Source organism: Acinetobacter sp. YH12040 (genome assembly GCF_013420005.1).
Lineage (GTDB): Bacteria > Pseudomonadota > Gammaproteobacteria > Pseudomonadales > Moraxellaceae > Acinetobacter > Acinetobacter amyesii.
This window is the reverse complement of record NZ_VOZB01000008.1, coordinates 56,814-82,818: the sequence shown is the minus strand read 5'-3', so window position 1 is coordinate 82,818 and position 26,005 is coordinate 56,814. Positions and strand designations below refer to the sequence as shown.

General features: G+C 42.2%; 33 protein-coding genes and 1 pseudogene. 12 read left to right on the top strand and 22 right to left on the bottom strand.

Annotation, left to right across the window (positions count from 1 at the left end; translation table 11 throughout):
• Window positions 1-61: 61 nt before the first annotated feature.
• The 4 genes from FTT99_RS10640 to FTT99_RS10625 all read left to right on the top strand — a co-directional run bounded on the left by FTT99_RS10640 (window position 62) and on the right by FTT99_RS10625 (window position 1,681).
• Window positions 62-313: an RNA-binding protein gene (locus tag FTT99_RS10640; protein ID WP_078189697.1), complete on the top strand. Its 252-nt coding sequence runs from the start codon at window positions 62-64 to the stop codon at window positions 311-313.
• A gap of 42 nt (window positions 314-355) precedes the next feature.
• Window positions 356-718: an ASCH domain-containing protein gene (locus FTT99_RS10635; protein ID WP_180024454.1), complete on the top strand. Its 363-nt coding sequence runs from the start codon at window positions 356-358 to the stop codon at window positions 716-718.
• A 75-nt stretch (window positions 719-793) separates the two neighbouring features.
• Window positions 794-1,297, top strand: a complete 504-nt coding sequence (locus FTT99_RS10630; RefSeq protein WP_180024453.1) for a DUF6586 family protein — start codon at window positions 794-796, stop codon at window positions 1,295-1,297.
• Between the two features lie 105 nt (window positions 1,298-1,402).
• Window positions 1,403-1,681, top strand: coding sequence for a hypothetical protein (locus FTT99_RS10625; RefSeq protein WP_078192732.1), 279 nt, complete (start codon window positions 1,403-1,405; stop codon window positions 1,679-1,681).
• Window positions 1,682-1,759: 78 nt separating this feature from the next.
• On the opposite strand, the gene FTT99_RS10620 is transcribed toward FTT99_RS10625, so the two are convergent.
• The 5 genes from FTT99_RS10620 to FTT99_RS10600 form a co-directional block, all read right to left on the bottom strand.
• The gene (locus FTT99_RS10620) at window positions 1,760-2,002 is read right to left on the bottom strand and encodes a hypothetical protein (protein WP_180024452.1); all 243 of its coding nucleotides are present in this window, start codon (window positions 2,000-2,002) and stop codon (window positions 1,760-1,762) included.
• A gap of 177 nt (window positions 2,003-2,179) precedes the next feature.
• Window positions 2,180-3,898: a cation:proton antiporter gene (locus tag FTT99_RS10615; RefSeq protein WP_180007170.1), complete on the bottom strand. Its 1,719-nt coding sequence runs from the start codon at window positions 3,896-3,898 to the stop codon at window positions 2,180-2,182.
• A gap of 141 nt (window positions 3,899-4,039) precedes the next feature.
• The gene (rpmG, locus tag FTT99_RS10610; protein ID WP_001205031.1) at window positions 4,040-4,195 is read right to left on the bottom strand and encodes a 50S ribosomal protein L33; all 156 of its coding nucleotides are present in this window, start codon (window positions 4,193-4,195) and stop codon (window positions 4,040-4,042) included.
• 12 nt (window positions 4,196-4,207) lie between these two features.
• Window positions 4,208-4,444, bottom strand: a complete 237-nt coding sequence (gene rpmB, locus FTT99_RS10605) for a 50S ribosomal protein L28 (RefSeq protein ID WP_000048256.1) — start codon at window positions 4,442-4,444, stop codon at window positions 4,208-4,210.
• A 162-nt stretch (window positions 4,445-4,606) separates the two neighbouring features.
• The gene (locus tag FTT99_RS10600) at window positions 4,607-6,055 is read right to left on the bottom strand and encodes a coniferyl aldehyde dehydrogenase (protein WP_180034939.1); all 1,449 of its coding nucleotides are present in this window, start codon (window positions 6,053-6,055) and stop codon (window positions 4,607-4,609) included.
• 116 nt (window positions 6,056-6,171) lie between these two features.
• Here FTT99_RS10600 and FTT99_RS10595 point away from each other — a divergent pair, with 116 nt between their 5' ends.
• The 5 genes from FTT99_RS10595 (at window position 6,172) to FTT99_RS10575 (ending at window position 9,852) form a co-directional block, all read left to right on the top strand.
• Window positions 6,172-6,873 carry a TetR/AcrR family transcriptional regulator gene (locus tag FTT99_RS10595; protein WP_078192728.1) on the top strand — a complete coding sequence of 234 codons (702 nt, stop codon included), beginning with the start codon at window positions 6,172-6,174 and terminating at the stop codon, window positions 6,871-6,873.
• Between the two features lie 79 nt (window positions 6,874-6,952).
• Entirely contained in the window at window positions 6,953-7,819 is an 867-nt protein-coding gene (gene purU, locus FTT99_RS10590; RefSeq protein WP_078192727.1) for a formyltetrahydrofolate deformylase, read from the top strand.
• Window positions 7,820-8,029: 210 nt separating this feature from the next.
• Complete coding sequence (locus FTT99_RS10585) at window positions 8,030-8,794, top strand: TonB family protein (protein WP_111884065.1); 765 nt, start codon at window positions 8,030-8,032, stop codon at window positions 8,792-8,794.
• A 30-nt stretch (window positions 8,795-8,824) separates the two neighbouring features.
• The gene (locus FTT99_RS10580) at window positions 8,825-9,448 is read left to right on the top strand and encodes a MotA/TolQ/ExbB proton channel family protein (RefSeq protein WP_180131549.1); all 624 of its coding nucleotides are present in this window, start codon (window positions 8,825-8,827) and stop codon (window positions 9,446-9,448) included.
• Entirely contained in the window at window positions 9,448-9,852 is a 405-nt protein-coding gene (locus tag FTT99_RS10575; protein ID WP_078192724.1) for a biopolymer transporter ExbD, read from the top strand. The genes FTT99_RS10580 and FTT99_RS10575 overlap by 1 nt, the downstream gene beginning before the upstream one ends.
• A gap of 87 nt (window positions 9,853-9,939) precedes the next feature.
• Here the strand turns inward: FTT99_RS10575 and msrA are convergent, their stop codons facing one another.
• The 5 genes from msrA to thyA all read right to left on the bottom strand — a co-directional run bounded on the left by msrA (window position 9,940) and on the right by thyA (window position 13,787).
• The gene (gene msrA, locus FTT99_RS10570) at window positions 9,940-10,464 is read right to left on the bottom strand and encodes a peptide-methionine (S)-S-oxide reductase MsrA (RefSeq protein ID WP_180024449.1); all 525 of its coding nucleotides are present in this window, start codon (window positions 10,462-10,464) and stop codon (window positions 9,940-9,942) included.
• Between the two features lie 159 nt (window positions 10,465-10,623).
• On the bottom strand, window positions 10,624-11,082 hold the full coding sequence (locus FTT99_RS10565) for an META domain-containing protein (protein WP_180131552.1): 459 nt from the start codon (window positions 11,080-11,082) through the stop codon (window positions 10,624-10,626).
• Window positions 11,083-11,166: 84 nt separating this feature from the next.
• Window positions 11,167-12,237, bottom strand: a complete 1,071-nt coding sequence (locus FTT99_RS10560; protein ID WP_180131554.1) for a DUF4105 domain-containing protein — start codon at window positions 12,235-12,237, stop codon at window positions 11,167-11,169.
• A 27-nt stretch (window positions 12,238-12,264) separates the two neighbouring features.
• Complete coding sequence (locus FTT99_RS10555) at window positions 12,265-12,777, bottom strand: dihydrofolate reductase (protein ID WP_180004562.1); 513 nt, start codon at window positions 12,775-12,777, stop codon at window positions 12,265-12,267.
• A 167-nt stretch (window positions 12,778-12,944) separates the two neighbouring features.
• Window positions 12,945-13,787 (bottom strand): thymidylate synthase, encoded by an 843-nt coding sequence (gene thyA / locus FTT99_RS10550; protein ID WP_078189681.1) that lies wholly within the window; start codon window positions 13,785-13,787, stop codon window positions 12,945-12,947.
• A 559-nt stretch (window positions 13,788-14,346) separates the two neighbouring features.
• On the opposite strand from thyA, the gene FTT99_RS10545 reads away from it, so the two are divergent.
• Entirely contained in the window at window positions 14,347-14,859 is a 513-nt protein-coding gene (locus tag FTT99_RS10545) for a peptidoglycan amidohydrolase family protein (protein WP_078189680.1), read from the top strand.
• A 22-nt stretch (window positions 14,860-14,881) separates the two neighbouring features.
• On the opposite strand, the gene FTT99_RS10540 is transcribed toward FTT99_RS10545, so the two are convergent.
• The 3 genes from FTT99_RS10540 to lgt form a co-directional block, all read right to left on the bottom strand.
• Window positions 14,882-15,250 carry a hypothetical protein gene (locus FTT99_RS10540; RefSeq protein ID WP_180131557.1) on the bottom strand — a complete coding sequence of 123 codons (369 nt, stop codon included), beginning with the start codon at window positions 15,248-15,250 and terminating at the stop codon, window positions 14,882-14,884.
• Window positions 15,251-15,643 carry a hypothetical protein gene (locus tag FTT99_RS10535; RefSeq protein WP_180131559.1) on the bottom strand — a complete coding sequence of 131 codons (393 nt, stop codon included), beginning with the start codon at window positions 15,641-15,643 and terminating at the stop codon, window positions 15,251-15,253.
• 156 nt (window positions 15,644-15,799) lie between these two features.
• On the bottom strand, window positions 15,800-16,612 hold the full coding sequence (gene lgt / locus FTT99_RS10530) for a prolipoprotein diacylglyceryl transferase (RefSeq protein ID WP_078189677.1): 813 nt from the start codon (window positions 16,610-16,612) through the stop codon (window positions 15,800-15,802).
• Window positions 16,613-16,705: 93 nt separating this feature from the next.
• Here lgt and FTT99_RS10525 point away from each other — a divergent pair, with 93 nt between their 5' ends.
• Entirely contained in the window at window positions 16,706-17,485 is a 780-nt protein-coding gene (locus tag FTT99_RS10525; protein ID WP_180034931.1) for an NRDE family protein, read from the top strand.
• Window positions 17,486-17,526: 41 nt separating this feature from the next.
• Here FTT99_RS10525 and FTT99_RS10520 read toward each other — a convergent pair.
• From FTT99_RS10520 to tatA, 4 genes and pseudogenes are all read right to left on the bottom strand, one after another.
• Window positions 17,527-19,743 (bottom strand): annotated as a pseudogene (locus tag FTT99_RS10520) (PhoX family phosphatase).
• A gap of 221 nt (window positions 19,744-19,964) precedes the next feature.
• The gene (gene tatC / locus FTT99_RS10515) at window positions 19,965-20,735 is read right to left on the bottom strand and encodes a twin-arginine translocase subunit TatC (protein WP_180131565.1); all 771 of its coding nucleotides are present in this window, start codon (window positions 20,733-20,735) and stop codon (window positions 19,965-19,967) included.
• Window positions 20,732-21,208: a Sec-independent protein translocase protein TatB gene (gene tatB, locus FTT99_RS16565; protein ID WP_180024441.1), complete on the bottom strand. Its 477-nt coding sequence runs from the start codon at window positions 21,206-21,208 to the stop codon at window positions 20,732-20,734. The genes tatC and tatB overlap by 4 nt, the downstream gene beginning before the upstream one ends.
• 12 nt (window positions 21,209-21,220) lie before the next feature.
• Window positions 21,221-21,442, bottom strand: a complete 222-nt coding sequence (gene tatA, locus FTT99_RS10505) for a Sec-independent protein translocase subunit TatA (protein WP_078189673.1) — start codon at window positions 21,440-21,442, stop codon at window positions 21,221-21,223.
• A 141-nt stretch (window positions 21,443-21,583) separates the two neighbouring features.
• Here tatA and FTT99_RS10500 point away from each other — a divergent pair, with 141 nt between their 5' ends.
• On the top strand, window positions 21,584-22,465 hold the full coding sequence (locus FTT99_RS10500; RefSeq protein WP_143221672.1) for a permease: 882 nt from the start codon (window positions 21,584-21,586) through the stop codon (window positions 22,463-22,465).
• A gap of 36 nt (window positions 22,466-22,501) precedes the next feature.
• On the opposite strand, the gene FTT99_RS10495 is transcribed toward FTT99_RS10500, so the two are convergent.
• From FTT99_RS10495 to FTT99_RS10475, 5 genes are all read right to left on the bottom strand, one after another.
• Window positions 22,502-22,795 carry a hypothetical protein gene (locus FTT99_RS10495; RefSeq protein WP_180131567.1) on the bottom strand — a complete coding sequence of 98 codons (294 nt, stop codon included), beginning with the start codon at window positions 22,793-22,795 and terminating at the stop codon, window positions 22,502-22,504.
• A 65-nt stretch (window positions 22,796-22,860) separates the two neighbouring features.
• Window positions 22,861-23,484, bottom strand: a complete 624-nt coding sequence (gene rdgB, locus FTT99_RS10490; RefSeq protein ID WP_180026016.1) for an RdgB/HAM1 family non-canonical purine NTP pyrophosphatase — start codon at window positions 23,482-23,484, stop codon at window positions 22,861-22,863.
• 103 nt (window positions 23,485-23,587) lie between these two features.
• Window positions 23,588-24,178: a tetratricopeptide repeat protein gene (locus tag FTT99_RS10485; protein WP_078189669.1), complete on the bottom strand. Its 591-nt coding sequence runs from the start codon at window positions 24,176-24,178 to the stop codon at window positions 23,588-23,590.
• Window positions 24,175-24,768 (bottom strand): methionine biosynthesis protein MetW, encoded by a 594-nt coding sequence (gene metW / locus FTT99_RS10480; protein ID WP_067763682.1) that lies wholly within the window; start codon window positions 24,766-24,768, stop codon window positions 24,175-24,177. Before metW ends, FTT99_RS10485 begins: the two co-directional genes overlap by 4 nt.
• Window positions 24,768-25,928: a homoserine O-acetyltransferase gene (locus tag FTT99_RS10475; RefSeq protein WP_078192713.1), complete on the bottom strand. Its 1,161-nt coding sequence runs from the start codon at window positions 25,926-25,928 to the stop codon at window positions 24,768-24,770. The genes metW and FTT99_RS10475 overlap by 1 nt, the downstream gene beginning before the upstream one ends.
• Window positions 25,929-26,005 lie beyond the last annotated feature (77 nt).

Sequence of the window (26,005 nt, the reverse complement as noted above, 5' to 3'; positions counted from 1 at the left end):
GCAAGTTAAAAAGCAAAATAGACAAATGCTTTTTGATGATGCTGTCTATTTGGAAGATTGAATGAAAATTTTAGTACGTAACTTAGAGCGTTCAGTTACTGAAGCAGAATTGGTTGAACTGTTTAAACCATTTGGCGCAGTAGAGTCTGCTGTTGTTGTTATGGATGCAAGCACAGGTAAATCGAAAGGGTTTGGTTTTGTCGAAATGCCAAATGGTCGTGAAGCTGTAAAAGCGATTAAAGGCCTGAATACTTTGAAAGTCAAAGGTGCGGGTATTCGCGTAAAAGCGGCTGAAGATAAGCCTAAAGCATAAATTTAAAAAGGAGCGTTACGCTCCTTTTTTTATCAGTGATCTATGAAAAAATGCTACTCGGCTTTGTCGATTGTTGCGCCATCTGGTTCGAACATTGCTTGTGGGCTTAAAACGCTTGAAGTCCGCTCATGGCAGCCCGAACATTTGCCTTTAAAAGATTTAGTGATCGTGGAAAATCAACGCTACTTACATGAAAGCGGAGATGAAGATATTGGACGTGCAGTGGCGATGGTCGATGTATATGACGTTCATGCATGGACTGAAACAGAGGTAGACCAAGCGCAGGCGACATATTGGGCAGCAGGGTACTGGGCTTGGCGTCTGGAAAATATCAGGATGATTGATTGGGATATGCCTGTTCCTGCCAAGCGTGACATTTATTTAATTGAAATCGATCATCCATAATATTTATTGTGAATTTCCTAAAAATCCGTTTAAGCTTATTCATGTAGAAAAACGCCAAAATTTAGGGAATTGTTCATGTCTCGTGTTGCTCGCTTTCATGCTGATCGTACCAATCAAAAGTTATATTTTACCCGTCTTGCATGTCAGCAAGCCGAGCAGACTGATCATGTTCAACAAGCTCAGGCTTATCGCGAAGCAGCAGTTTTTCATTTGCATGGTGCAGTACTTGCGTTTTTACAAGAGTTGGTGCGTTACTATCGTTTAAATGATCCTGCGCCCACGTTAAAGTCGATTGAAACGCTGATGGCTGAAAAAGGTCAGATATCACCTGAAGTGACTGTTATGCAGCAATTGGCAAAGCAGGGTTTTATTGCAGAGCTGAAACGTGCACATCGTATGTGTCAGTATGCACCTGAACCGTCTGCACCAGAGCCAGAAGATGAAACATCTTCAAATTTAATTATTAAAGTTACCCAAACACCGCAAGCATGGTTACCAGATACCGCTATTTTGCGTGAATGGCATCGTGATCTAACTCAATTAATTGATGGATTTCGTAACGAGATGGTGGAGTTCTAATCGGACTATTGCTACTTGAAATAAATTTATTTAACCCGATATAAGATTATCTAAGTAATACAAAGTGCAGATGCCTTTATCACCATGTTGCGCATGGAGGGATATATGTCTATAGAACAGTTGAAAGAACTCTTTGGGAACCAGGAAGCAATTTTAGAGCTGGTTCAATTGGAAGGTGGTGAGTTGGCATTGCGTAATGCAGGCTCAGAAAAAGAGCCTTTGGTGACTATCCAATTCAATGAAGAATTACGCAATATTTTGGGCGATCAAATGAGTGTGATCGCTCAGCAAATGATTCAGGCTGCATTGTTTGGTCTGTTAGAAAAACAAGTGGATGAATGGCATGCCGAAGTGGTTGATGAAAAGCCAAAATATATGAGCTAATCATATAGCTGCTGATTTTGTGGATCATGTTGATGAAAACGCACCTTTTGGTGCGTTTTTTTATACTCAAAATGGCACTTAGACTTTGCTCAGTTCAGCAGGTGAGATCAGCATCGAACCTAAAAATACAATGAAGACCCCGATGAGCTGTAAGAAAAATGGATTTTTGGCATCTTGCCAATACAAAATCAGAAAGACGATGGAAATGGGATAAAACAATAGACAGCCTAGACCCCATAAAATACTGGTTTTAAATGCAGCGATGAGAAAGCCCAGACCGCCAATTAAAATAATGGCAAAGCCTAAATAGAGAATGAACATGTTTATCTTGTTTGAAGTTTTTAAAATGATACTTTGTTTGGTGCTCATTTTATCAATATGTTTTTTAAATTCAATTATTTGTGATTTTAATATTACTGAATTATATCAGTTTAAAAAAAGGCGATGCTTTAATGCATCGCCTTTTGGGTATTGCCCCTAAGCGTTTTATTTAGGCATTTAGTGTGTCGGTGTTTGGTGATGGGCAATTTGGATTTGATTTAAAATATGATTGCTCATATTTTTCGCCATTTCCTCTTTGGCATAATAAACCTCACCGATATTGTCACGACGAATGACTTCAGCTTCTTCTTTACTTTCAGCACAAACCAATACTTGGATAGACGGATTCAGCATTTTGGCAATATCGACAATTTTATGAATATCTAAAATATCCATAGGTGAAATGACCAAAAGGCGTGCGTGTTGAATATGGGCTTGAATTAAAACACCCGGTTCTGTTGCTACACCAGATACCGCAGCGATGCCTTTTTCCCGCAAGTTTTCCACGATTTCACGGTTTTCTTCAGCAATAACCACTTTAATGTTTTCATTCATTAATTCGCGAGTAATACGACGACCGACTTCACCATGACCAATCAGCACCACCTGATCACGCAGATAATCCTGTGAGACCTCATCCGGCAACATGGCCAATGGGTCACTACTACGTTCCAGTAAACGGGCCAAATTCGAGCGCTCACGGATGAGTCGCTGCATAGGCTCGATTGCAGAAAATATAAATGAATTCAGCGTAATCGAGATTAAAGCGCCTGCCAGTATCAGATTTTGACCTTCCATTGAAAGGAGATTTAGAGATACACCTAAGGTCGCCAAAATAAATGAGAACTCACCAATCTGCGCCAAACTCGCCCCAACGGTTAATGCGGTATTGATGGGGTAACGGAAGAACAACACCAACGCCATTGCAGCGATGGTCTTACCAATCATGATAATGCCGACTACTGCTAAGACGTGAAGCGGTTGTTCAATCAAGATCCGTGGATCAAACAGCATGCCGACGGAGACGAAAAACAAAATCGAAAAAATTTCACGAAGCGGAAGGGTTTCTTCTTCTGCACGGTGACTAAAGTCAGACTCTTTGACCACCATACCGGCAAAAAATGCGCCCAGTGCCATGGATACACCAAATACCTTGTAGGCACCAAAGGCAATAGACACAGCTGCTGCAACCACGGTAAGCGTGAATAATTCACGTGAGCCTAAGCGTGCAACCACTTGCATAATCATTGGCACTAAGCGTTTACCAATGATCAGCATGAAGGCAATAAAGCCAGCAACTTTGAGTAAAGTTAGACCTAAGGTCAGCCAAATATTTTCATCAGCACTGCTTTCTGTGAGCGGTTGGCCGCCAAGCAGTACGGCAGTTGCAGGCAGAAGGACCAGGACCAAAACCATCACCAAGTCTTCAACCAAGAGCCAACCCACGGCAATTTTACCATTGACGGAGTTGAGTAAACCGCGATCACCTAAGGCTTTGAGTAGAACGACAGTACTTGCACACGACAAACTTAAGCCAAACACTAAGGCTGAGCCCATGCTCCAGCCCCAAAGCATGGAAATTCCCATACCCAGTAAGGTCGCCACTGCAATTTGTAAAATGGCACCGGGGAGGGCAATACGACGGACTTGCATCAAATCATTGAGTGAAAAGTGCATACCCACGCCAAACATCAGGAACATGACACCGAGTTCGGCTAACTGGTTAGCGAGATGGATATCGCCAACTACTCCAGGCGTATTTGGGCTAATAATAATACCGGCAATCAGATAGCCGATGAGGGGAGGAAGTCGCAGGCGCGCAGCAATATAGCCAAAAATTAAGGCAAAACCAAAGCCAACAGCAAGTAATATTATGAGTTCTACATCATGAGGCACTAAAAACTCCTTAAGCCTAAGTTAAGGGTAAAAAAGACAAGCACAAAAAGTGCCAAAAGCATTCTGAAAGTTTAGCAATTCGAATAAAAAAAATGCAAAAAAAAACGACCTAAGCAGGTCGTTTTTTTCAAAAAACTAAAATTATTTGATTTTAGCTTCTTTGAAAATTACGTGTTGACGGATTTTTGGATCAAATTTTTTGATTTCCATTTTTTCCGGCATAGTACGTTTGTTCTTAGTGGTAGTGTAGAAATAACCTGTACCAGCAGAAGAAACTAGGCGAATTTTATCACGCATGTTCGTAGCTCCTTAGATCTTTTGACCTTGAGCACGTAGGTCAGCAACAACCTTTTCGATGCCCAATTTGTCGATAATACGCATACCTTTAGTAGTTAGACGAAGACGTACGAAACGTTTTTCGCTTTCTAACCAAAAACGGTGGTGATGCAGGTTCGGCTCGAACCGGCGTTTAGTTTTGTTGTTGGCGTGTGAGACGTTGTTACCAACGACTGGACGCTTGCCGGTAACTTGGCAAACCTTAGACATGGTGTAACTCCATTGATTTAGCCAACAGCAAATCTGTATGGCCAGTCAAAAAAAACATTGAATTCATTCAAGGGGCGTTTTATATCAAAAATGCGCTTAAAAGACAAGCGATTTTGCATAAAACGAACGATCACCCAGTGTGATCGTTCATGCCTTGATCGTTTATCGAAGAAGTGTCTTCGAAATCAGTTTGTGGATCGGCTTATTGAACGGTGGAAGAATGAATTTCAAACTATAGAGTTTTGGATTCGACATCACCGAGCGTTCATGCGACAAACTGAAGAAACCTTCTGGACCATGATATTTACCCATACCCGAAGCCCCCACACCGCCAAACGGCAGGTCATCTTGAGCAACATGGGTTAATACCGTGTTTTGTCCGAAATGTCCTGAATGGGTACGTGTTGCGACATAGTCGGCACGTGCCTGATCAAAGTCAAAATAGTATAAAGCAAGTGGACGAGGACGGCTATTAATAAAAGCAATAACCTCGTCAATTTGATCATATTCCATGATCGGAAGGATCGGACCGAAGATTTCATGCTGCATAATTTGCATGTCTGGAGTGACACCCGTTAAAACAGTCGGTGCAATTTTACGTACAGCGTCCACATCTTCATTTTGTGGGTTAAAACTGATGATTTGTGCGCCTTGATCACGCGCATCTTCTAAATAACCTTGTAGGCGCTTGTACTGCTTGTCATTAATAATCGAGGTGTAGTCCTGATTATGAGCAATACTTGGGTACATAGCTTCAACGCACACTTTATAGTGATCTAAAAATTCAGCAGTTTTACCACGAGGTAAGAACACATAATCAGGTGCAACACAAGTTTGACCTGCATTCCAAAGTTTACCAACCGCAAGACGCTGTGCAACATCCGCAAGGTCAATAGACGGATGAACCAATACAGGTGACTTTCCGCCTAATTCTAAAATCACAGGAACTAAGTTTTCAGACGCAGCAGCCATGACGGTTTTACCGACATTGGTTGAGCCCGTGAAAATCATTTTATCGAAGGCAAGGTGACTAAACGCATCTGAAATTGGGCCACCACCATTGACGACTGCGACCAATTCTTGAGGAAATGCTTCTGCGAGAGCTTTTTCGAGCACATCACCGAATGCCGCAGAGGCACTCGAGATTTTGATCATGGCATGGTTGCCCGCAGCCAAAGCACAAATCAGTGGGCCTATAGAAAGAAGCAGTGGGTAGTTCCATGGCGTAATAATGCCGACGACACCAAGTGGTTGATATTGCACCCATGCTTTTGCAGGTTGGTGAATAATTCCGACATGGCGTTTGGATGGTTTCATCCAGTCTGTCAAATGCTTGCTATAATATTTGATGTGTTCAAGACATGTGAGCAACTCACCAATCTTGGTTTCACCAATAGAACGGTTACCATAGTCTTGATTAATTGCATCAGCAAATTGATCTTGATACTTAACTAAGATACGCTTAAGCCGAGCCAAACGGTCTATACGTTCCTTCGCTGTAGGCAATGGGTAACGTAAATATGCTTGTTTCTGCTGTTCCAACATATTGTTGAGATGCTGGTGATCAAAAGAATGTGGTGTCATTGAAGTTGTTTTTGTTTGACTATTCATGTCGCACGACCATATCCAAATTAGCGATTAATTAATTTTTAGAGCAAATACTCTAAATAGTCAAGTTACTTTATGTGTTAGTGTTCTAATGCTTTGAAATAAATGGTTGTTTTAGGATGTCTCACACCAAAACCTTAAAAACGAAAGAACGTATTTTGCAGCTGAGTTTGCAGTTGTTTAATGAGCGTGGCGAGCGTTCAGTGACAACCAATCATATTGCTGCTGAACTGGGAATGAGCCCAGGTAACTTGTATTACCATTTCCGAAATAAAAGTGAAATTATTAAGGAATTAATGGAGCAATATCAGCATGAAACGCTAGAAATGTTAGCGCTTCCTGATGATCGTCAGCTTGATGCCAATGATAAAATTCGCTATTTCCAAGTGTTAAGTAGCCAATTATGGGCTTATCGCTTTTTACATCGTGATGTTTATCACTTGGTCGAAAATAATGAAGATTTCCGCAAAATGTATCCGCGTTTTGCCGGTCAAGTTATGCAACAAGGGCAGAAAATTTATCGTGCCTTTGTTGACGCAGGCTTAATGCAGATGACCGATTCTGAAATTGAGGCCTTAACCATTAACTTGTGGATCGTGCTGACCAACTGGACCAACTTCCTTTATATGTCGGGCCATATTACTGACTCCAACACTTTGGAAGAAAAGTGGGTGTGGCAAGCACTGCGACAAATGGTGTTCTTAGAAGGCGCATATCTACGTGGTGAAAGCCGTGAAACCTATGAGCGACTGCTCGAAACTTTAGGGCCGTCGGACTTATTTGCAAGTCTTTCAAACGTAAAGCATCAGGTTACTGAATAAGACTATTTAGTCTGGCTTTAAAAAGCGTTAGAATACTCGGCTCTTTTTTCAATTTAACTGATTAGTGATATAAACCAACATGAATATGTCGACCGCTAACACAGCACGCTTACTCATTACCTGTGAAGATAAACCAGGGATTGTGCAAGCTGTATCGAGCTTTTTGTATCATCAGGGAGCAAATATTACCGCACTTGATCAATACGCGACTGAAGCTCAAGGGGGGCGATACTTCATGCGTGTTGAGTTTGAATTGGACAATTTACAAAGCCGTAAAGAAAGTCTAACTCAAACATTTGCGAGCAATGTTGCTGAGCGTTACAACATGCACTGGCGTTTAGCTTTAGTCAGTGATGTGAAGAAAGTCGGTATCTTGGTGTCAAAAGTTGACCATGCTTTGCTTGAGCTGTTGTGGCGTCATGCACGTGGTGGTTTGCCATGTGAAATCACCAAAGTCGTGTCTAACCACGATGCTTTACGTGAATCTGTAGAAAATTTCGGTATTCCGTTTGAAGTTGTTCCTGTGAATAAAGAAAACAAACGTGAAGCTTATGAGCAAATTGATCAGTTGATGCAAGGCAATGATTTACTCGTTCTTGCTCGTTATATGCAAATTTTAGACGAAGAATTTGTTCAAAAATGGGAAATGAAAGTGATCAACATTCACCATTCATTCCTCCCAGCCTTTGTTGGTGCGAACCCATATAAACAAGCGCATGAAAAAGGCGTGAAACTGATTGGTGCAACAGCGCACTATGTGACTGCTGATCTTGACCAAGGTCCGATTATTGAGCAAGACGTAGAGCGTGTCAGTCACGACTTTACCGTTGAACAATTGCGTGAGTTAGGTCAGGACGTAGAGCGTAATGTACTCGCACGTGCAGTCAAATGGCATCTTGAAGATCGTATTATTGTCGATGGTAATAAAACTGTTGTATTTCAATAAAACGAGATGAATTTTTGAATAAAAGGGCATACTTTAGGTATGCCTTTTTTATATTATGATTAAAAAAAGTCATTAAATCTGACGAATTAATAGTTGCAAATGAAAACACTTCTCATTTATTATTGCCGTACTTTAATTGTGCTAACCGATGAGCATGATTGTATTTTTGACAAAATAAATGCAATCGCTTCTTCAAGGTAACTGAGTTTAATGAGTCAATCTCCCGCTCCAATGATGCAATCACCTAACCCGATGAAAAAGAAAATCATTACTGCGCTTCTCGCTGTTGTGGTAGGGCATATGGGAGTATTGTGGGCGGTCAGCAATATGAAAGCACCAGAACTTAAACCGATTGAAAAAGATCCGATTAAAGTTCGTTTTGTGAAGATTGTTGAAGAGAAAAAACCAGAACCTCCGAAGCCAAAACCAGAACCGAAGAAAGAGCCACCAAAGCCAAAAGAAGTTAAAATTGTAGATAAGCCTTTACCACCTCCACCGAAGAAAGTGGAAAAAGTGGAACAGGTGAAAAAGAAAGATGCGCCGAAACCAACTGTTGAAGCGGTCAAAAACGTACCACCAACACCTGTTGTTTCAACTGTGGTTTCTGAAACAAAAGTCGTTCGTGTTGAACCAACACCTCCGGCACCTGTTGCACCACCACCTGCGCCTCCAGCACCACCTGCGCCACCGACACCTAAAACAGTCAGCATTGGTAATGGTGTCAGTTGGATTAAGAAACCGAATGTTCAATTTGAAGATGGTGAATTAAAAGCGTCGTGTACAGTTGAAGTTGCGATTGCAGCAAGTGCTGAAGGTAAAGTCGAATCAGCAACGATTAAAAACTCGACTTGTGGCGCTGCTGTAAACCGTAAAGTGACTGCTGCAGTGAAGCGTGCACGTTTATCCAAATATATTGATAATGGTGTGGCAACTCCGACGCGAGTTGATCAACCATTCAACTTTAAACTTAATTAAGATTCCGGCTAACCCATTAGGAGTTCGAATATGAACTTTTCAGTTTATTGGCAACATGCAGATGCAGTCAGCAAAACACTGTATTTCGTGTTACTTGCAATGTCGATTGCGACTTGGACGATCTTCGTTCTTCGTATTATGGGCACACGTCAGCTCAAGCAGGTGGCATATAACCACCTTGCAGATGCACTAAGCAAACTGAAAGCGAAATTTGCTCCTTTGGCTTTTGAACAACGTAAGGCTGTGGCTGAACAAGCATTACTACGTCAAATTTCGGTAGAAAAAGCTAATGCTGAAAAAGGCGTATCTGTATTGGGTACGATTGCTTCAATTGCACCGTTCGTAGGTTTGTTCGGTACTGTGTGGGGTATTTTTCATGCCCTTGTAGCAGTAGGAAAAAGCGGTCAAGCGGGTTTAGCGCAAGTGGCAACTCCAGTCGGTGAAGCTTTGATCATGACCGGTCTTGGTTTGGCTGTGGCGATTCCTGCGGTATTGGCTTATAACATTTGTGTTCGTTTTAACCGTACACTGTCGAATGAATTGCAAGATCAAGCACATGGTTTATTGATTGATACTATGTTGCAACAAGAATCTGCAGCGAAGAGAGAAGACGTGAAAACTGCACAGCAAAGTTTAGCTGGAGGTCAAGCTTAATGGCTTTTCAATTGGGTGAAGACAACGATGCTGGCATGAATGAGATGAACCTCATTCCGCTCATCGATATTATGTTGGTATTGATGATCATCTTCTTGGTGACTGCGACTGTTGCCAACCCATCAATTCCATTAACCTTGCCACAAACGACTGCAGAAGTGATTGATCTGCCAACTGAAAGCGTAACCATCAGCATTAACTCAGCGGGTGATATCGCTTGGAATGGTGATATTGTCACGCTCGAAGATTTAGAAAGTCGTCTAAATACAGCTGGTCAGCAAGAACGTAAGCCTGCATTGGTATTAAAAGCCGATAAAGAATCACGTTATGACACAGTTGCACAAGTGATGTCGCGTGCGAGTGGAGCCGGACTCAGCGATATCGCCTTTGCCAGTGATAACTAAGCACTGAGCAAAGATAACTAAAAAAAGCGACTGAAATGTCGCTTTTTTTATGTTTCTATTTTGAAAATAGATGCCGTTTTAATTAGATCACTCAGATTTGAGTAGGTCTTGAAATTTGCTACGTAATTTCATGAGTTTAGGTGGTATTGAAAAATTACAATAACCTTGGTTTGGGTTACGTGCAAAGAAGTTTTGATGATATTCTTCGGCAGGGTAGAAGGTTGGCATTGGACTCAGTTCAGTCACGATATTGATGCCTTCAGCTTTTAATTCTTCAATACGTTGTTCAGCAAGCTGCTTTTGTGATTCGTCCTGATAGAAAATCACTGAGCGATACTGTGTACCGACATCGTTGCCTTGACGGTTCAGCGTGGTTGGATCGTGAGTTGCGAAAAATACATCTAGCAATTGGCTAAAACTGATTTGGCTGTCATCAAAATTGATCTGAATGACTTCTGCATGTTGGGTATTCCCCTCACAAATTTGCTCATAGCTCGGATGCTGAGTAACTCCCCCTGCATAACCACTGACGACTGTTTGCACGCCCTTTAGTTGTAGAAAAACTGCTTCTACACACCAAAAGCACCCACCACCAAATACCGCTTGTTGCATAGTGAAATCCTATTTTGTTCCCTGATGTTTAATATGGGGTTATAGCTAAAAACTGCAATGTACGTCTGTATACTAATCACTAGTTTATGTGCATTAAATGTCTCTGGCATGACTGAACAGTGAATAAAAAAGTCTGCCGAAGCAGACTTTTTTAATGATTTAACGCGGTTGAACAGCGCTTTCATATTGAATTAATAAATTGCCGTGACGGTCTAGCAATTTCAAGGTTTTTCCAAAAACTTGATAATGCGTTACCTTTTCGAGTGCTGCATGGTACTGTCGCTCTAGCCCATTGTTATTGAGACAAGCCATTTGTGTCGCAGCAATCGGGCCAAACGTTATGGTGTCTTTGCCAGCATTATAGCCACCCATTATACGATTACAGCCGTCTGCACCTGAGACACGTTTTGAAGCCGCATCGAATTGAATGCTTGGAATATTATGCGCATTGGGTGCTGTTTTGATTGGAGTGTTGCCAATCTGAGTGGCAATCCAAGTACGGTTTTGTAATAGGTTTAAATTTTCAGTTAGGGTGTTGTCTTGTGCAGGCATGCTTTCACAGCCTGTCACCACTAAAGTTGAAACCAAAGTTGCAGCAACAAATATTTGTTTTAGCATCGGAATTTCCCCGTGGAAGCATTTCAACTATCTAAGCAAATATCGCACAGATAAGCTAGCCATATTTGTATCAATATTTAAGAATTACAATTGATTGGCGCTTGGATTTGAATGTGAATGCGGCAAACCTTGTCGAATTAATTTGGAATATTGTTCACTGCTCAGTTGCTTGATTTGAGAGACACGAGGGTTAACATGGGCTTTTTGATACCATGTTTTCATATCCCAATTTTGGTCTATGGCATGAAGGTCATACAAATAATTCGGCAAATAACCCGATGCAAATAAGCGGTAATCGGTTGGAAGCTGATGTTTGGAAACCGCTTGAATCATATCAAACACCAGTGTTGTACAATTACTAGTGAGCGTGTTGTACCATTTAGGTTGAGTCCGCAGTTCATCGGCCTTATGTAGATATTCAATAAACAGCGCCTGCATTTCAGATTTTGGCATGTTTACGGGGAAGAAATAGACCTGTTCACCACGTGTATTGCTACGAGTATAGATGATATCTTTTTCATCTGATGCAATGAGGCTCAGTTCATATTTACGGAAAAAACCACCAATTGCAGAGAATTCTTCATTTTTCTCTTTGCGAATTTCAATCGAAAACGTCAGCGGTGGTCGGTCAGCAAAATCAAAACTGACCAAGGTATGGGCGATTTGCGGCCCCATCCAATACGATGTAATGATGTTGACGCCATTGATTTGACTTAGGTCATATTGGCGGGTTTCCCAACGCGGGGTATAGCTGCCATCGGCATGCCAGTCGAAATTACGCACATTATGCAAGGTGACGAGATTGCCTTGCTTTTCATAATGTAGAATTTCTGCTACTTCAGGATTCCATTCACGATCTTGGCGTGCTTCCATGCCAAAATACCAAAATAGACCACAGATAAAGCCCACAATATAAATCAAGACATCTTTACGACGGCTAAAAAAGTGTTGGGTAATATAGATGCCTAAAATGCTCAGGGCGAAAGCAATCCAGATCCCAATGATAATGCGGCTGCCTAACCAGCCTGCCGGTTGCTGTATCCACAGGGCGGCACAGAGCCAAATCGAAGAACAGAGGACAAACACACTAAATAGAGCATGAAGAATACTTCGCCCTATTTTTTTGAACATTGCTTGTTGGTCACTCTGTTGCATATTTTTCTTTTAGTTTAAGATTTTTCTTTATTTTCGGTAAGTTGCGAACTCAAAAGCAATCCCAGTTTTGTCGTCGATGTGTTGTTCTGATGCCACTTTTTGAAAGTCCGCAGGAATTTCAGGATAGAAAATGTCTCCATCAACATTTAAATCGATGTGTGTTAATTCTAGACGATCGGTGATATTAATGGTTTGTTGAAAAATTTCTCCACCGCCAATAATAAAAATAGTATTTGGCTTTTCTGAAGATTTAACATCGTCCATAGAGTTTTTTAAGGCTTCTTCAATTGAATGAGCTACTTTAACACCTTCAAAAGACCAATCGAGATTACGCGTTACAACCCAATTGACACGCTTAGGAAGTGGGCGACCAATTGAGTCAAAATTCTTACGACCTAATATAATCACTCCACCTTGAGTGATTTCTTTAAAGTGCTTTAAATCGGCAGAAATATGCCAAGGAAGATCGTTATCTTTCCCAATACAACGTTGGTTATCCATTGCAACAACATGCACAACCTCTAAATTTTGGAAAGTCATAACGTTAAAATCCAAACCATAAAAAAAGCAATATCCAAATTCGGCTTATTAAAAAGCTGAATTTGGATATTGTAACTATAAAATCTTAAATTAAATAGCTTCTGTCTTTTTTAAGGTAAAATCAATTGTTAATATTGGTTTTAACTATTCGAAATTTAATATAAAAATTAAACAGCAACAGGGGCTTTAATCGCAGGATGTGATTCATAACCTACAATTTCAATATCTTCAAATTTAAAATCGAAAAGATCGGTAATTTCAGGATTGAGTTTTAATTGGCACAGACCCATTGGTTCACGTGTCAGTTGCAACTGCGCTTGTTCGAAATGGTTGGCATACAAATGTGTATCCCCACCGGTCCAAACGAAGTCGCCCACACCAAGACCACAAACTTGCGCAATCATGTGTGTTAACAGGGCATAGCTGGCAATGTTAAACGGCACACCTAGGAAAACGTCAGCACTACGTTGATATAATTGGCAAGATAATTTTCCGTTTTGAACAAAAAATTGAAACAAGGTATGGCATGGTGGCAATGCAACATTACCTGCCTCATTTGGGTTCCAACCAGACACGATTAGACGACGAGAGTTAGGATTGGTTTTGATTTCATTGACCAACCATTTGATTTGGTCGAAACCATCTTGTTCATATAGGCCATCGGCTTTTTTGGTTGCACCGAAATTACGCCATTGATGACCATAAACAGGACCTAATTCACCGGCAGGACGACCAAAACGAGCAGTTTGTTCTGCTGTAGACCATTCATCCCAAATCGAGACTTTATTGTCTTGCAAATATTGAACATTGGTATCGCCTTTAAGGAACCACAACAGTTCAATCACGATAGAGCGGAAATGAACTTTCTTGGTGGTCAGTAAAGGGAAACCTTGAGAAAGATCGAAGCGCATTTGATGACCAAATACAGAACGTGTTCCCGTACCCGTACGGTCGCCCTTGTCGCCGCCGTTGTCGAGAATGTGTTGTAAAAGGTCTAAATACTGGCGCATGTCTCTCTCATAATTTGCTAAATTTCTTGTGGCACATATTAGCTTGTTTTGCGTGTGGAAGGAACTGCGATGGGTACTTGAATATGGTCAGGTTTAAAAAATCAAAAGCATACGGTGTTTATTGGGTGATGACCAAATTTTGCAGGCAACAAGCGCTGAGTTGTCTGGGCTGAAGACGCCTATTAATAACAATTACATCAAGCGTTAACGAGACAATATGTCTGTTAAATCAAGCATGAGCTTAGAAAATGAAGCTCTATTTTTTACATATTGAGAGATGCTTCTTTCGCAGTGTTGAAAAAAGTACAGATAAGTTTGATTAAAAAATAAACGTGATTTTTCTCATTATGAAGAGGTGATATTGAACAGCTATTTTTGATTAAGAGTTTGATATCAAAAATAAATCTATTTGAATTAAAAATAGACGGTCGTATTTAAATGTGAAGATTTGTTTAAGAAATCTTACATTTTTTACATGAAAAAACATGATTTACGCGGTACTATCACCCTCGTTAAAATTTTTGAATGCCTAAATATAGGCGGGAGTGTGGGTTAAAGAATGGCTTATGATCACAATGTAAACTTGAGTGAAGTGCATGCTCCAGTTCAGGCAAATATCATAATTCGTTCTCAGGCGAGTAAAAATACGGGCAAGTCCAATACCACTCAAAAAGCAGCGACTAAAAATGTGGTATCCCGAAATGGTCAGCGTATCGATATCGATCGTTTGACTGGATTTTTACAAGGCATTACCCGCCAAAGCAGTACTCAGAAATGTGCCCGCAGTGTTCGTCTAGCACTTGAGTCCGCAGGGGCACGTTTTAACGGTCACCCCGTTGCCGCAGCAGACTGGGGCAGCACATTACAAAAAATTGGTTATCAAAAAATTAATTTAGCGTTTGATCGACCAAAGAAAGGCGATATTTATATTATCGACCGCAATCAAAGTAGCCGTTATGGTCATATCGCAGCATATTCAGGTAAGGATTGGGTGTCTGATTATCGTCAAGCGGGTTATGCGGTCTATCGAACTCCAAATGTGAAATATAGCTATTATCGCTTAGCGGATTAACAGCCCGTGGCTGAATAAAAGGTTAGTCTTCAAACCTTTTTGCACGCTGACTGTAGATCGAGACGATAAATAATCCAATTGCAGTAAAGCCCACACATTGCAGCGCTAAAATCCAGCGTTGCTCATTGGGTAGAAAATAAATTAAGCACATTAAACATAAAATGGGCAAACCAGCCAAACCGCATTTTAATGACGGAGACAGTGTTTTTAGTTTGTCTTGTCTGAGCTTATAAAGCAGATCAATCATCATACCAATGGCTAAACTGAAGCCCGCAAAGCGGGGATCTAGTTGTTTTTGTTCAACGCATAGAAAAATAAGCACACAGGTACTGATACAAATGATGAGCTTGATTTGTCGGTTACAGCGCTCAGAGTACCAAAACGTCAGCATTTAAACTTTACCTTTGGGCGAAGTTTTCTCGTTTTTATTCAGTAGAGAAATCGGGGAGAGCAGGCAGATCGCCAAAGCCATAAAGCCAATGCCTTGAGCACCCGGAATCAGAATTTCACCCCTATTCATGTTGATAAAAACCAATGCCAACAGCAGTGCAATCGGTATCCACGTTAATAAACGATAGAGCAAACCTGTTGGGTTTTTTGCTGCAAAATGAATCTTGCAATAACGACAAATCAGGAAAATGACGCCTGTACCCATGAACATTAGAATGGCTTGAAGTGTTAGGGGTTTCATCCAATACAGAACACCGGTCAGTACGGCCATCGCAATAAAAAACAAGATTTTTTTAAGTACAGAAACGCTGGGATTAAACCAAAATTCAAGCATGGATCGATAGTTTAAAAATAAGCTGAATAAACTTTAGCACAGATCAGTTGTCTAATTCAGTCACTTCATGTGCAGTAAATGCGTATGAAGGAATAAATTTCAGCGCATAAAAAAGCGAGGCTTGGACCTCGCTTGCTTAAAGATATTTAGAAAATATTAATGATTCTTTTGTGGGCCCCAGTCATAGATTTTTTTCTGGTAGGCATACCACATCATCCATAGTCCAATCAGAATCATCGGAACTGTCAGGAACTGACCTTTACTCATCCATCCAATGAACAGTTGACCATTGTCCGGCTCACGGAAGAATTCAACGGTGAAGCGTGCGATACCATATCCGATGAGGAACAAAGCTGAAACGGCATAGCGTGGGCGAGGTTTTGAACTAAACCACCACAGCACAATAAACAGAATTAAACCTTCACAGAGTGCTTGATAGAGTTGCGACGGATGGCGCACCAACTGAAGTGGATCGGTCGGGAAGATCATGCCGAAAGCAAAATTTGGGTCAGTCACTGCACGACCATATAGCTCGCCACCAATAAAGTTCCCAATACGACCAAACATTAAGCCTGTTGGAACGCAGGGTGCAATAAAGTCGAGGGTCTGGAACCAAGTCATTTTATATTTCTTGCACCACAGTAACATGGCAATCATGACCCCAAGGAAACCGCCATGGAAGCTCATGCCGCCTGTCCAAACTTGGAATAGCCACAATGGGTTGGCAAGGAACTGATCGAAACCATAAAAGAAGACATAGCCAAAGCGTCCACCAATCACGACACCCAATGCACCGTAGAAAATCAGGTCTGAGACCATTTCTGCGTTCCAGCCGTCACGTTGTTTTGCACGGTAGGTTGCCAAGCCCCATGCAAATAAAAAGGCCAATAAATACATCAGACCATACCAGTGAACTTGTAGTGGCCCCAGTGATATCGCCACAGGGTCGATATTTGGATATGTCAGCATTGCTGTTCCTTGTCATTATGTTTTGCACAGATTTTAGCTGAATGTGCTGAAAAATGTTGTACATTCAATGTGTAAAGATATTGAGAGTTGAATATGTGCATTGTGGCTTTTGCTTGGCAGGTCTTGGATGACATGCCACTCTGCCTGATTTCGAATCGTGATGAGTTTTATCATCGACCGACGGCAGGCCTAAAGCAATGGGTAGATAGTCCGATTATTGCAGGGCAGGACTTACAGTCTGGTGGAACATGGATGGGGATAACCGCTCAAGGGCGTTGGGCGATTGTGACCAATTTTCGTGATGGTCGTGATCAGACTGCATATCCCACTTCACGTGGCGCTTTGATTCAGCAATTTTTAGAATCTGAGCAAACGCCCATTCGGTTTGCGCAAGCACTGGAACAAATCCAATGTAATTATGCTGGCTTTAATTTATTCGTTGGCGATGCCACTCAAGCCGTTTATATGAGTAATCGCGGTGAAGCGCCACAAGTCTTAGCCAAAGGGGTGTATGTCACATCCAATGGTTTAATGACTGAACATTGGGAAAAGACCCGACATTTACGCAAACGTTTCACGCAAGAATTTTTACCGATGCTACAAAGCCAGCAACCACAGGCGGATATAGACGCTGCTGCGTGGGATATTTTGGAAGATGAACGTAAAATCATTCCATCATTGTTACCCAATACTGGGATTCAGGCGGAAATGGAACATTTGCTGTCTTCAACCTTTATTCAAAGTCCGGTGTATGGCACCCGCTGTTCAAATTTATTGTGTATGCGGGATTCACAGTGGCATTGGCAGGAAAAACAGCAGCAGGGTGAGCAACAAGGACAGATCACCCAGATAGAAGTGCATTTAAAGCCATAAAAAAAAGCCGACGATTCGTCGGCTTATTTTTTAGAGGTGTCTTATGCGGTTTTTTGCGTTGGCTGAGCTTGTTCTACCGCTTCGCCAGCAATCACCCCACCATCTTTACGGGTGATGACTACGGTCGCTGAGCGAGGACGTGAAGTCGCTGCTGCATTGGTTTGTGATGCAGGCCAGTGGCTGGTCGGTTCAGAATAGGATGCTGAATCTTCACCGGGATGTTGCACATTGATAAAAATCGCTTTGTAGTCAGGTGTCATCGTCACACCTGTGATTTCACATTCTTTAGGTCCAGTCAGGAAGCGACGTAAGTTTTCATCATTCAGTTTTGCACCCACAATGGTTTCTTGACCCGATGATGTCGTGGCTTTTGTACCATCACCGACTTGACCCGGAAGCGCAGCAAGCATCATACAGTTGGTGGTATCAGTATAAGCACCGTCATCGGTTTGAATCCATAACACACCACGTGGGTCGAACCACATCCCATCGGGTGAAGACAAGTCATTGTTGTCATTTAGACCAGATAAGTTAATGTTGCTCGCCATTTTTGCTTCAGCACCAAACAGGTAAATATCCCAAGTAAAGCTGAGTGCTGTGGTTGTATCACCATCTTCACGGAAACGGATAATATGACCGTTGACGTTGCCTTTACCACCTTCAGGGTCGGTGTAGTTACGTGGGTTGGCTGCATCAAGTGAATGCGTCGTACCACGGTTCGAGTTATTGGTGAGGGTCACATAGACTTCACCATTGTCTGGATGCACAGCGACCCATTCAGGACGGTCCATTTTGGTAGCACCGACAGCATCTGCGGCAAGACGTGCGAAGGTCAGCACATCTGCTTGTGAGCTAAAAGGATACACGCTGTTGCTTTGGTTTAAACCATTGACGTTATAGCTCAATTCAATCCATTGACCTTTGCCGTCGTTGTTAAATTTGGCAACGTATAACTTACCGTTGTTCATGTATTTGTCGCCCGCGGCATAGCCACCGTTGACATCTTTTTTATTCCATTTTTGGTCGGATACAAATTTATAGATGTATTCACCGCGCGAGTCATCGCCCATGTAAAACGCAAGGTTGTCATCTTCACGCAAGCGACTTGCACGGCAGTCTTCATGTGCAAAGCGACCCAGTGCAGTACGTTTTACTGGGTTTTCACGGCGGTCAAATGGATCGATTTCGACAATCCAACCAAAGGTGTTTGGACCATTACGATAATCTTCTGCTGCCTGAGTACCGGTAACATTCGCCGACCAACGGTCATATAAATCTTGAGACTCATTACTTCCAATCGCTGTTTCCCAACCATAGCGCGAGTTCGCACCCGCTTTTAGGCCATAACGGTTGAGTGCCACAATTTCAGCAGGACTACGTTTGGCATCATCGTCTTTTGCACGAGCGAAGTAACCAATGAAGTTTTCTTCTGTTGTCAGGTAAGTGCCCCAAGGGGTATAGCCATTACCGCAGTTGTTGTGTGTACCACGGGTTTGTTGACCATTGGCTGAAAACTTTGTACTGACTAAGCTTGAGCCTGCAACAGGGCCTTTAAAGTCCATTACGGTCGATGCGGTAATACGACGGTTAAATGGAGAGTTTTGTACCAGTTTAACGGCTTGAGTCTTGCTGTCTTTTTCAATTTGAATCACAGAAACACCGTGTGCATTGACTTCACGGATAACTTCATCTTCAGGGCGACGACCTTCCACTTTGGTTGGGCCTTGCGGGTGCAAGAAGGTCGGGTTGATGTATTCATGATTCATTACCAACAAACCTTGGTCAGACTGCTTGGCATCATAACGTCCAGAGGTGGTATTTAAACCAAAGAAGCTCATACCGTCATGGCAGTCACCAGAGCGGAATTAGAAGCTCGGGCCAGAAGGAACATTGTTATCATCCCACGCTGGGTATGCAGGGTTAATCGAGTCACCCATCGCATATAGCACATGCGCTTGATAGCCTTCAGGAACAGTCACAATATCGTCTAAATTTTTTTTCACCGGTGTGAAATTGAACTTGGTCGGTTTTTGATTTGGATCGGTTACAGGTGGTTTGGTATTGCTATTTGAATCTGAGTCATTGTCATCATTACACCCCGTTAATGAAGATGCCAATGCAAGTGCGACTGCACCACTCGCAGTCTTGGTAATCAAGCTACGACGGCTGATGCGCTGTTCTAAAATGTCACGAAAATGAAGGTTATCCGAAGTGTTGTTATCAAGTTCTTGATCTTCGTTATATGGCATGTTTGTCATGAATTTAAATCCTGGCAAAGGTGTGCTGGGTAAAAGTTGATCACATAAAACTATCGATAAAATATGACAATGCTTTGAAGCTAATGTTGCAAACTGATGAAATAGGCTTTTAGATTTCGCTGCATGAAAATTGCAAAACATTAAGATGGGCGCATAAAAAAAGAGGCTATCTCAGCCTCTTAGGTGTAAAACTCACCAAAATTGTCGAAACATATGTCTATTTAAGTTGCAGATGCACGTCGTTTTTCAATCAGCTTGCCAAAGAACAAACCCAGCTCAAAGAGCATCCACATGGGAATGGCCAGCATGATCATCGAAAGCGCATCGGGTGGAGTGGCAAACATGGCGACAAAAAAACAGCCGACGATAATAAAACGACGCTTCTCCACCAAGGTTTGAGTAGACACCACCCCGATCAAAATCAAAATTAACGTGATGATAGGAATTTCAAAGGTCAGTCCAAACACCAAAAATAGCTTTAAGCAGAAACTTAAATAACTATTGATGTCAGTCATAGGGGCGACTGTTTCAGGGGAAACACTCATAAAAAAATGTAGGATGGACGGCAGGGCAACCCAATAGGCAAAGGCAATACCGGCATAGAAGAGGACGATACTGCCGAATAATAAGGGCATCGCCAAATGCCGCTCTTTGTCATACAGTGCAGGTTTGATGAAGGCCCAAAGTTGATAAATCACGAAAGGCATCGCGAGCATAAGCGCGACAAAGAAATTCAACTTGAACGGCGCCATAAAGGTGGCGGTCACATCCGTTGCGATCATGGATGAGGTCATCGGCAACTGCGCACGCAGAGGCTCTGACATCAATTGATAGCTTTGATTGGCAAAGGGCAATAAACAAAAGAACAGAATCAAAATGAGCCCTGTAATTTTGATCAAATGCCGACGCAAAATCACCAAATGTTTGGTGATCGGCATTTCTTCCAAATCAGGCACAGTGTTCTGTGAATTATTCAGTGAAAGATCTGTCATACGGCCACCTGATATTCTGCTAATGCTTCGGTCGAGCTTAATGCAGCAGATTGATCTGTTTTAATTTCGTGCTTTATTTTCATTTGGGGTGTAACCATGGCAAAGATCGTGCTCTGACCACGTTCGATGTATTGATAACGTGGGGATAAATTTTTATTGTCAGGTAGGACTGCTTCTTGTTGTTTTTGCGCAGTCTGTTCTATGGGATGTTGCGTTTGTTGCAATTCATTCATCTGCGCCTGCATACGCGCTTCGAGCTGTTGAATACGTTGCATTTCTTTTTGCATTTCTTCACGAAGTTCGGACATGCGAAGTTCACGGTCAATATCTGTTTGCACGTTACTGATCAGTCGTTTAACTTTCCCGTACCATTTGCCTGCAAAGCGGATACCTTCAGGCAGTTTTTCCGGGCCGAGTACGATCAGCGCAATAATGCTGAACACCAGTAATTCGCTAATACCAATATTAAGCATTATGACAACTCCTTAGCTTTGAACTGAGGAATTGGTTTTATTTTGAGCTTCATGCTCTAGCGTGCGGGGCTCATTAAGCTGTGTATTTGCTGCGTCTTCATCACGCATCGATTTTTTGAAATCTTTGACCGCGCCGCCGACATCTTTGCCCAAGTTTTTTAGCTTAGAGGTACCAAAGAGTAAAATCACCACAATTGCAAAAATCAGTACATGCCAAATCGATAGTCCAGCCATCTTGTTATCCTCTTGTTGGTCTGCACAACATTTCAGCAGTTGTAGATGACAGTGAAGTGACCAAGATGTTGCAGTTTAAAGACAGCCGCGAAGCTTATGTTCAGTGTTACTATGCATGGATTGAGCAGTGAGGGTGGTGTAGTGGCGTTTCTTCTTCCGATATTGGGTTTTTTAAGTGGCCTCGGATTGGCATCATTATCAGGAACATCATCGCTCAAATCGATTTTCTCTAGCTTACTTGCACGCTGTTTTATTCCAGCCGTGATCATCTACAACATGGTGTTCTATCAAGCAGGCAGTTTAGCGCTCATGCTCTTTAGCTTTAGTGTTGCCGTGCTGATGTTTTATTTATTTCGCTGGCTGTTAAAAGATAGTTTACGTGCCTTGTGTGTCAGTTATTTGAACTTGGCTTGGCTGGGTTTTCCTTTTGCATTAGCACTGTTCGGTCCTGAAATTAGTGCAGCGATGGTGGCTCTGTATGTCGGTGGCTCTATCTTTGGCAATATGTGGGCCGTGACAGCCGTCAGTTCAGCCCAACTCCCATGGTCGAGCGTGATTCAAAAAGTGGCGATGTCACCGCCTGTATTTGCCTTGATGATTGCAGGTGTCTGTCGAATAGTTGGACTGCAGCATTTAGAAGAACATCAGATCTTAGATTGGCTGTATCAGGCTGCAAAAATTGGAATGAGTTTCACAGGGATGTGCGTCTTAGGCATGTGGCTGCGCCAAACTAAGGTACAGTGGCGTGATCTGATGAACAGTAGTCGTATTTATGCGATGAAACTCACCGTTGGCGCGGTGATCTGTAGTTTGAGTTATGCCTTTCTTCCGATTCCCCAGATCGAGAAATATATTGGGGTGATGTTTATGCTGTTCTGCTTACCCCCTGCCGCCAATATTGTGGCTTTAGAAACGCATTATCAAGGAACAGGCACTTCGGCACGTTATATTGCTTCAGGCACGATTATGAGCTGCATCGTCGTCAGTATATATGGGTTAATTTTGCATCTTTTTTCGCTTTAAAATGAAAAGTGAATTATAGATGCCGGCAAAGGGTGACTACTTGAGCTGTTTGCGAATCTGCCAATCACGCACGAGGGCATATATCATCGCGATACCTATCAGGCCTGGAAATCCAACCTGACCTTGCGACAGATTAAGCATGATCGACAGTACGATCAACACTGCAAAAATAGCGTAAGTGGTACGAAAGCCTGAGGTGAGCGGGTAGGTCAGTTGCGCATGGCAATGAGGGCAACTTATTTTTTGAAAACCAAGAAAAGAGCGTGTCGGGATTTCAGTTGAAGTGTGATGACATGCGTTGCATATGATCTGTATCGGTTGAAGTGCCATAATTATTCTATTTTTATTCAGGGATTGGAGTTAATCTTTGGCATTAAGATTAACTCCAATGCAAATTATTTCAAACTTGCTTTAAATAATTTCATCGCCTGACCACGATGGCTGATTTTATTTTTTTCTTCTTTTGATAATTCAGCACTAGAAACGTTTAGTTCAGGCAGCCAAAACAGTGGGTCATAGCCAAAGCCATTTTCACCGCGTGCTGCTTCCATCACTTCACCGCGCCAAATCCCTTGGAAAATTTGTGGGAGTGGGTCTTCTGCATGTTGGACCAAAGCCAAGACACATACAAACATCCCTTCGATGGCTTCACTCTCTTTACGGAGTGGTTTGAGGTCAGCAAGCAACTTGGCATTGTTAGCGGCATCATTGCCATGTTCACCTGCATAGCGCGCAGAGTAAATCCCCGGTGCGCCACCAAGCACAGGTACGCAAATGCCAGAATCATCTGCAATGGCTGGCTTGCCTGAAATTTTCGACGCATGACGCGCTTTGATAATGGCATTTTCAACAAAGCTTAGACCGTCTTCGATGGCATCTTCAATGTTTAATTGACCTTGAGGAATCACTTCAACAGGCAAATTCAGTTCCGCAAACATTTTTTCAAATTCTGCAATTTTACCTTTGTTATTACTTGCAAGCACCAAAGTGCCTTGAGATAACCAATCAGTTGAAGCCATGTGAATATTCACCATAAAACAAGATTTGAGGCTATTTTAACAAGATGCTGTGGTTGACAGGCAATAAAAAAGCACCCGAAGGTGCTTTTTAAGATTCAAAAACTTATTGTGCTTGAATCCATTTGTCTGCACGGTCACGTGCTTGACGAATTTGGTCTTGGCTTAAGTTGGCTGCCAATGCCGTTTTCTTACCTTCAGACAAGCTAATCACTTTGTTGTCGAGCATGCCATCACGGGTAGAAAGCTCATACCATTGGTATGCACCCATGTAGTTTTTCTTTTGCTCTTCCATCATGGCTAAGTTAAAGCTTGCGCGGTTATCACCACGGCTGGCTGCTTTTTCGAAATATTGACGAGCAAGCGCTTCATCTTTTTTAGTCCCAATGCCATCAGCGAGCATACGACCTACATTAAGCTGTGCTGCAGATAAACCTTGATCAGCAGCAGCCTTATACCATGCAAAAGCTTGACGTTCATCTTTGGCAACGTCTTTACCTTGTTGATATTTAGTGCCTAAGTAAAACTGAGCACCGGGCTGACCTGCTTTAGCAGCTTTACTTAAGCTGTGAATATCCATAATTGAATATTGAGCAGCTTGGCTAGAAACTGAAGATGATGGAGCAACATAATCCGCATGGGCTTGTATGCTAAAAAGTCCAATCAGTAGCGTCGTGCTTAATAATAATTTTTTCATAGAGCGCTCACTCGATAAATTGCGACTTCACCAAATAGATTTGGGAGACGTTTACTGAGTAAACTGTCTTGTTGATCCCCATTCACGGCAAGTCGGTTAATAATCCGGATGTTATTTTCAGCACACAGCGCTTCAAAATCACGGAAAGTACATAAATGAATATTGGGCGTGTTATACCACATATAGGGTAACGCGTCTGAAACGGGCATCATTCCTTTTAATGCAAGGAAAGAACGAGTCTTCCAATGTGCAAAGTTTGGAAAGGTAATAATAGCCTGTTTCCCCACACGCACCATGTCTCTTAAGAGAACGTCTGGCGCATCTACAGCTTGCAAGGCTTGTGCCATAACCACATAGTCAAAAGACTGGTCGGCAAAGCGACTTAAACCTAAGTTCAAGTCCTGTTGGATGATATTTAACCCGCGACTGACTGCAATTGCAATCTTTTCTTGATCAATTTCTAAGCCATATGCACGAATATTGTGCTTTTTGCTCATATGTGCAAGCAGTTCACCGTCACCACACCCTAAATCGAGTACGCTTGAATCTGGTTTAATCCAACGTTCAGCCAGTTGATGATCAATACGCATTAGTTGGTCTCCTTCGGTGTTTCTTGCAGGTGTTTTACACCGCCTAGGAATGCACGTAAGCTTTTCACATATAACGGAATCGGGAACAAGAAAGAGTCATGGCCTTGTTCAGCATCAATATCCACATAGCTCACAGGCTTATGATTGCTAATTAATGCATCTACAATTTCTTGCGAACGAGCAGGGGCAAAACGCCAGTCCGTTGTAAATGAAACAACTAAAAATTGACACTTGGTTTTAGACATCGCGGTTTTTAATGATTGCTCATATTCACGTGATGGATCGAAATAATCTAAAGCCTTGGTCATGATCAAATAGGTATTGGCATCAAAGTTACGGCTAAATTGCTCACCTTGATAACGCAAATAACTTTCGACTTGGAATTCGACGTCAAAGCCATACATAAATTTACCTGACTTTAAGTCACGGCCAAATTTTTGTTTCATGGCTTCTTCAGAGAGGTAAGTGATATGACCCACCATACGGGCCAAGATCAAACCTCGCTTAGGATAACTATCATTTTCTAAATAGCGACCATCATGGAAATCAGGGTCAGACAAAATCGACTGACGCGCCACTTCGTTAAAGGCAATGTTTTGCGCAGACAGTTTTGGTGTACTGGCAATAATCACGCACTTTTGTAAACGATCTGGATAGTCCACAGACCATTGTAGAGCTTGCATACCGCCTAAAGAGCCGCCAATCACCGCATACCACTGCTGAATTTCTAAACGATCAGACAACATGGCTTGGGTTTTGACCCAGTCACGGACAGTCACTAATGGGAAATCAGGACCATAAGGGCGATTGTCATTTTCAGGATTTGGAGAGGTCGGTCCAGTAGAACCGCTACAGCCGCCAATATTATTTAATGCTACGACAAAGAATTTTGACGTATCAATGGCTTTGCCTGGTCCAATACATGCGTCCCACCAACCCGGTTTACGGTCATCTTCATGATGATAACCTGCTGCATGGTGATGGCCTGACAGAGCATGACAAATCAAAATTGCATTAGATTTGTCTGCATTCAGTTCGCCATAAGTTTCAACCATGAGCTCAAAACGTGGGAGTATGCGATCGCATTCGAGCTCTAACGGCTCTTCAAAAATAAACTTTTGTGGGGTAACTAAGCCCACTGAGTCAGCTGGAAAAGACACAGGAATAATTCGCCTTAAATCTTTAGTATGAATAATAAAAGGATACCACTTGAGGGTATCCTTCTAAAGTCATTTTA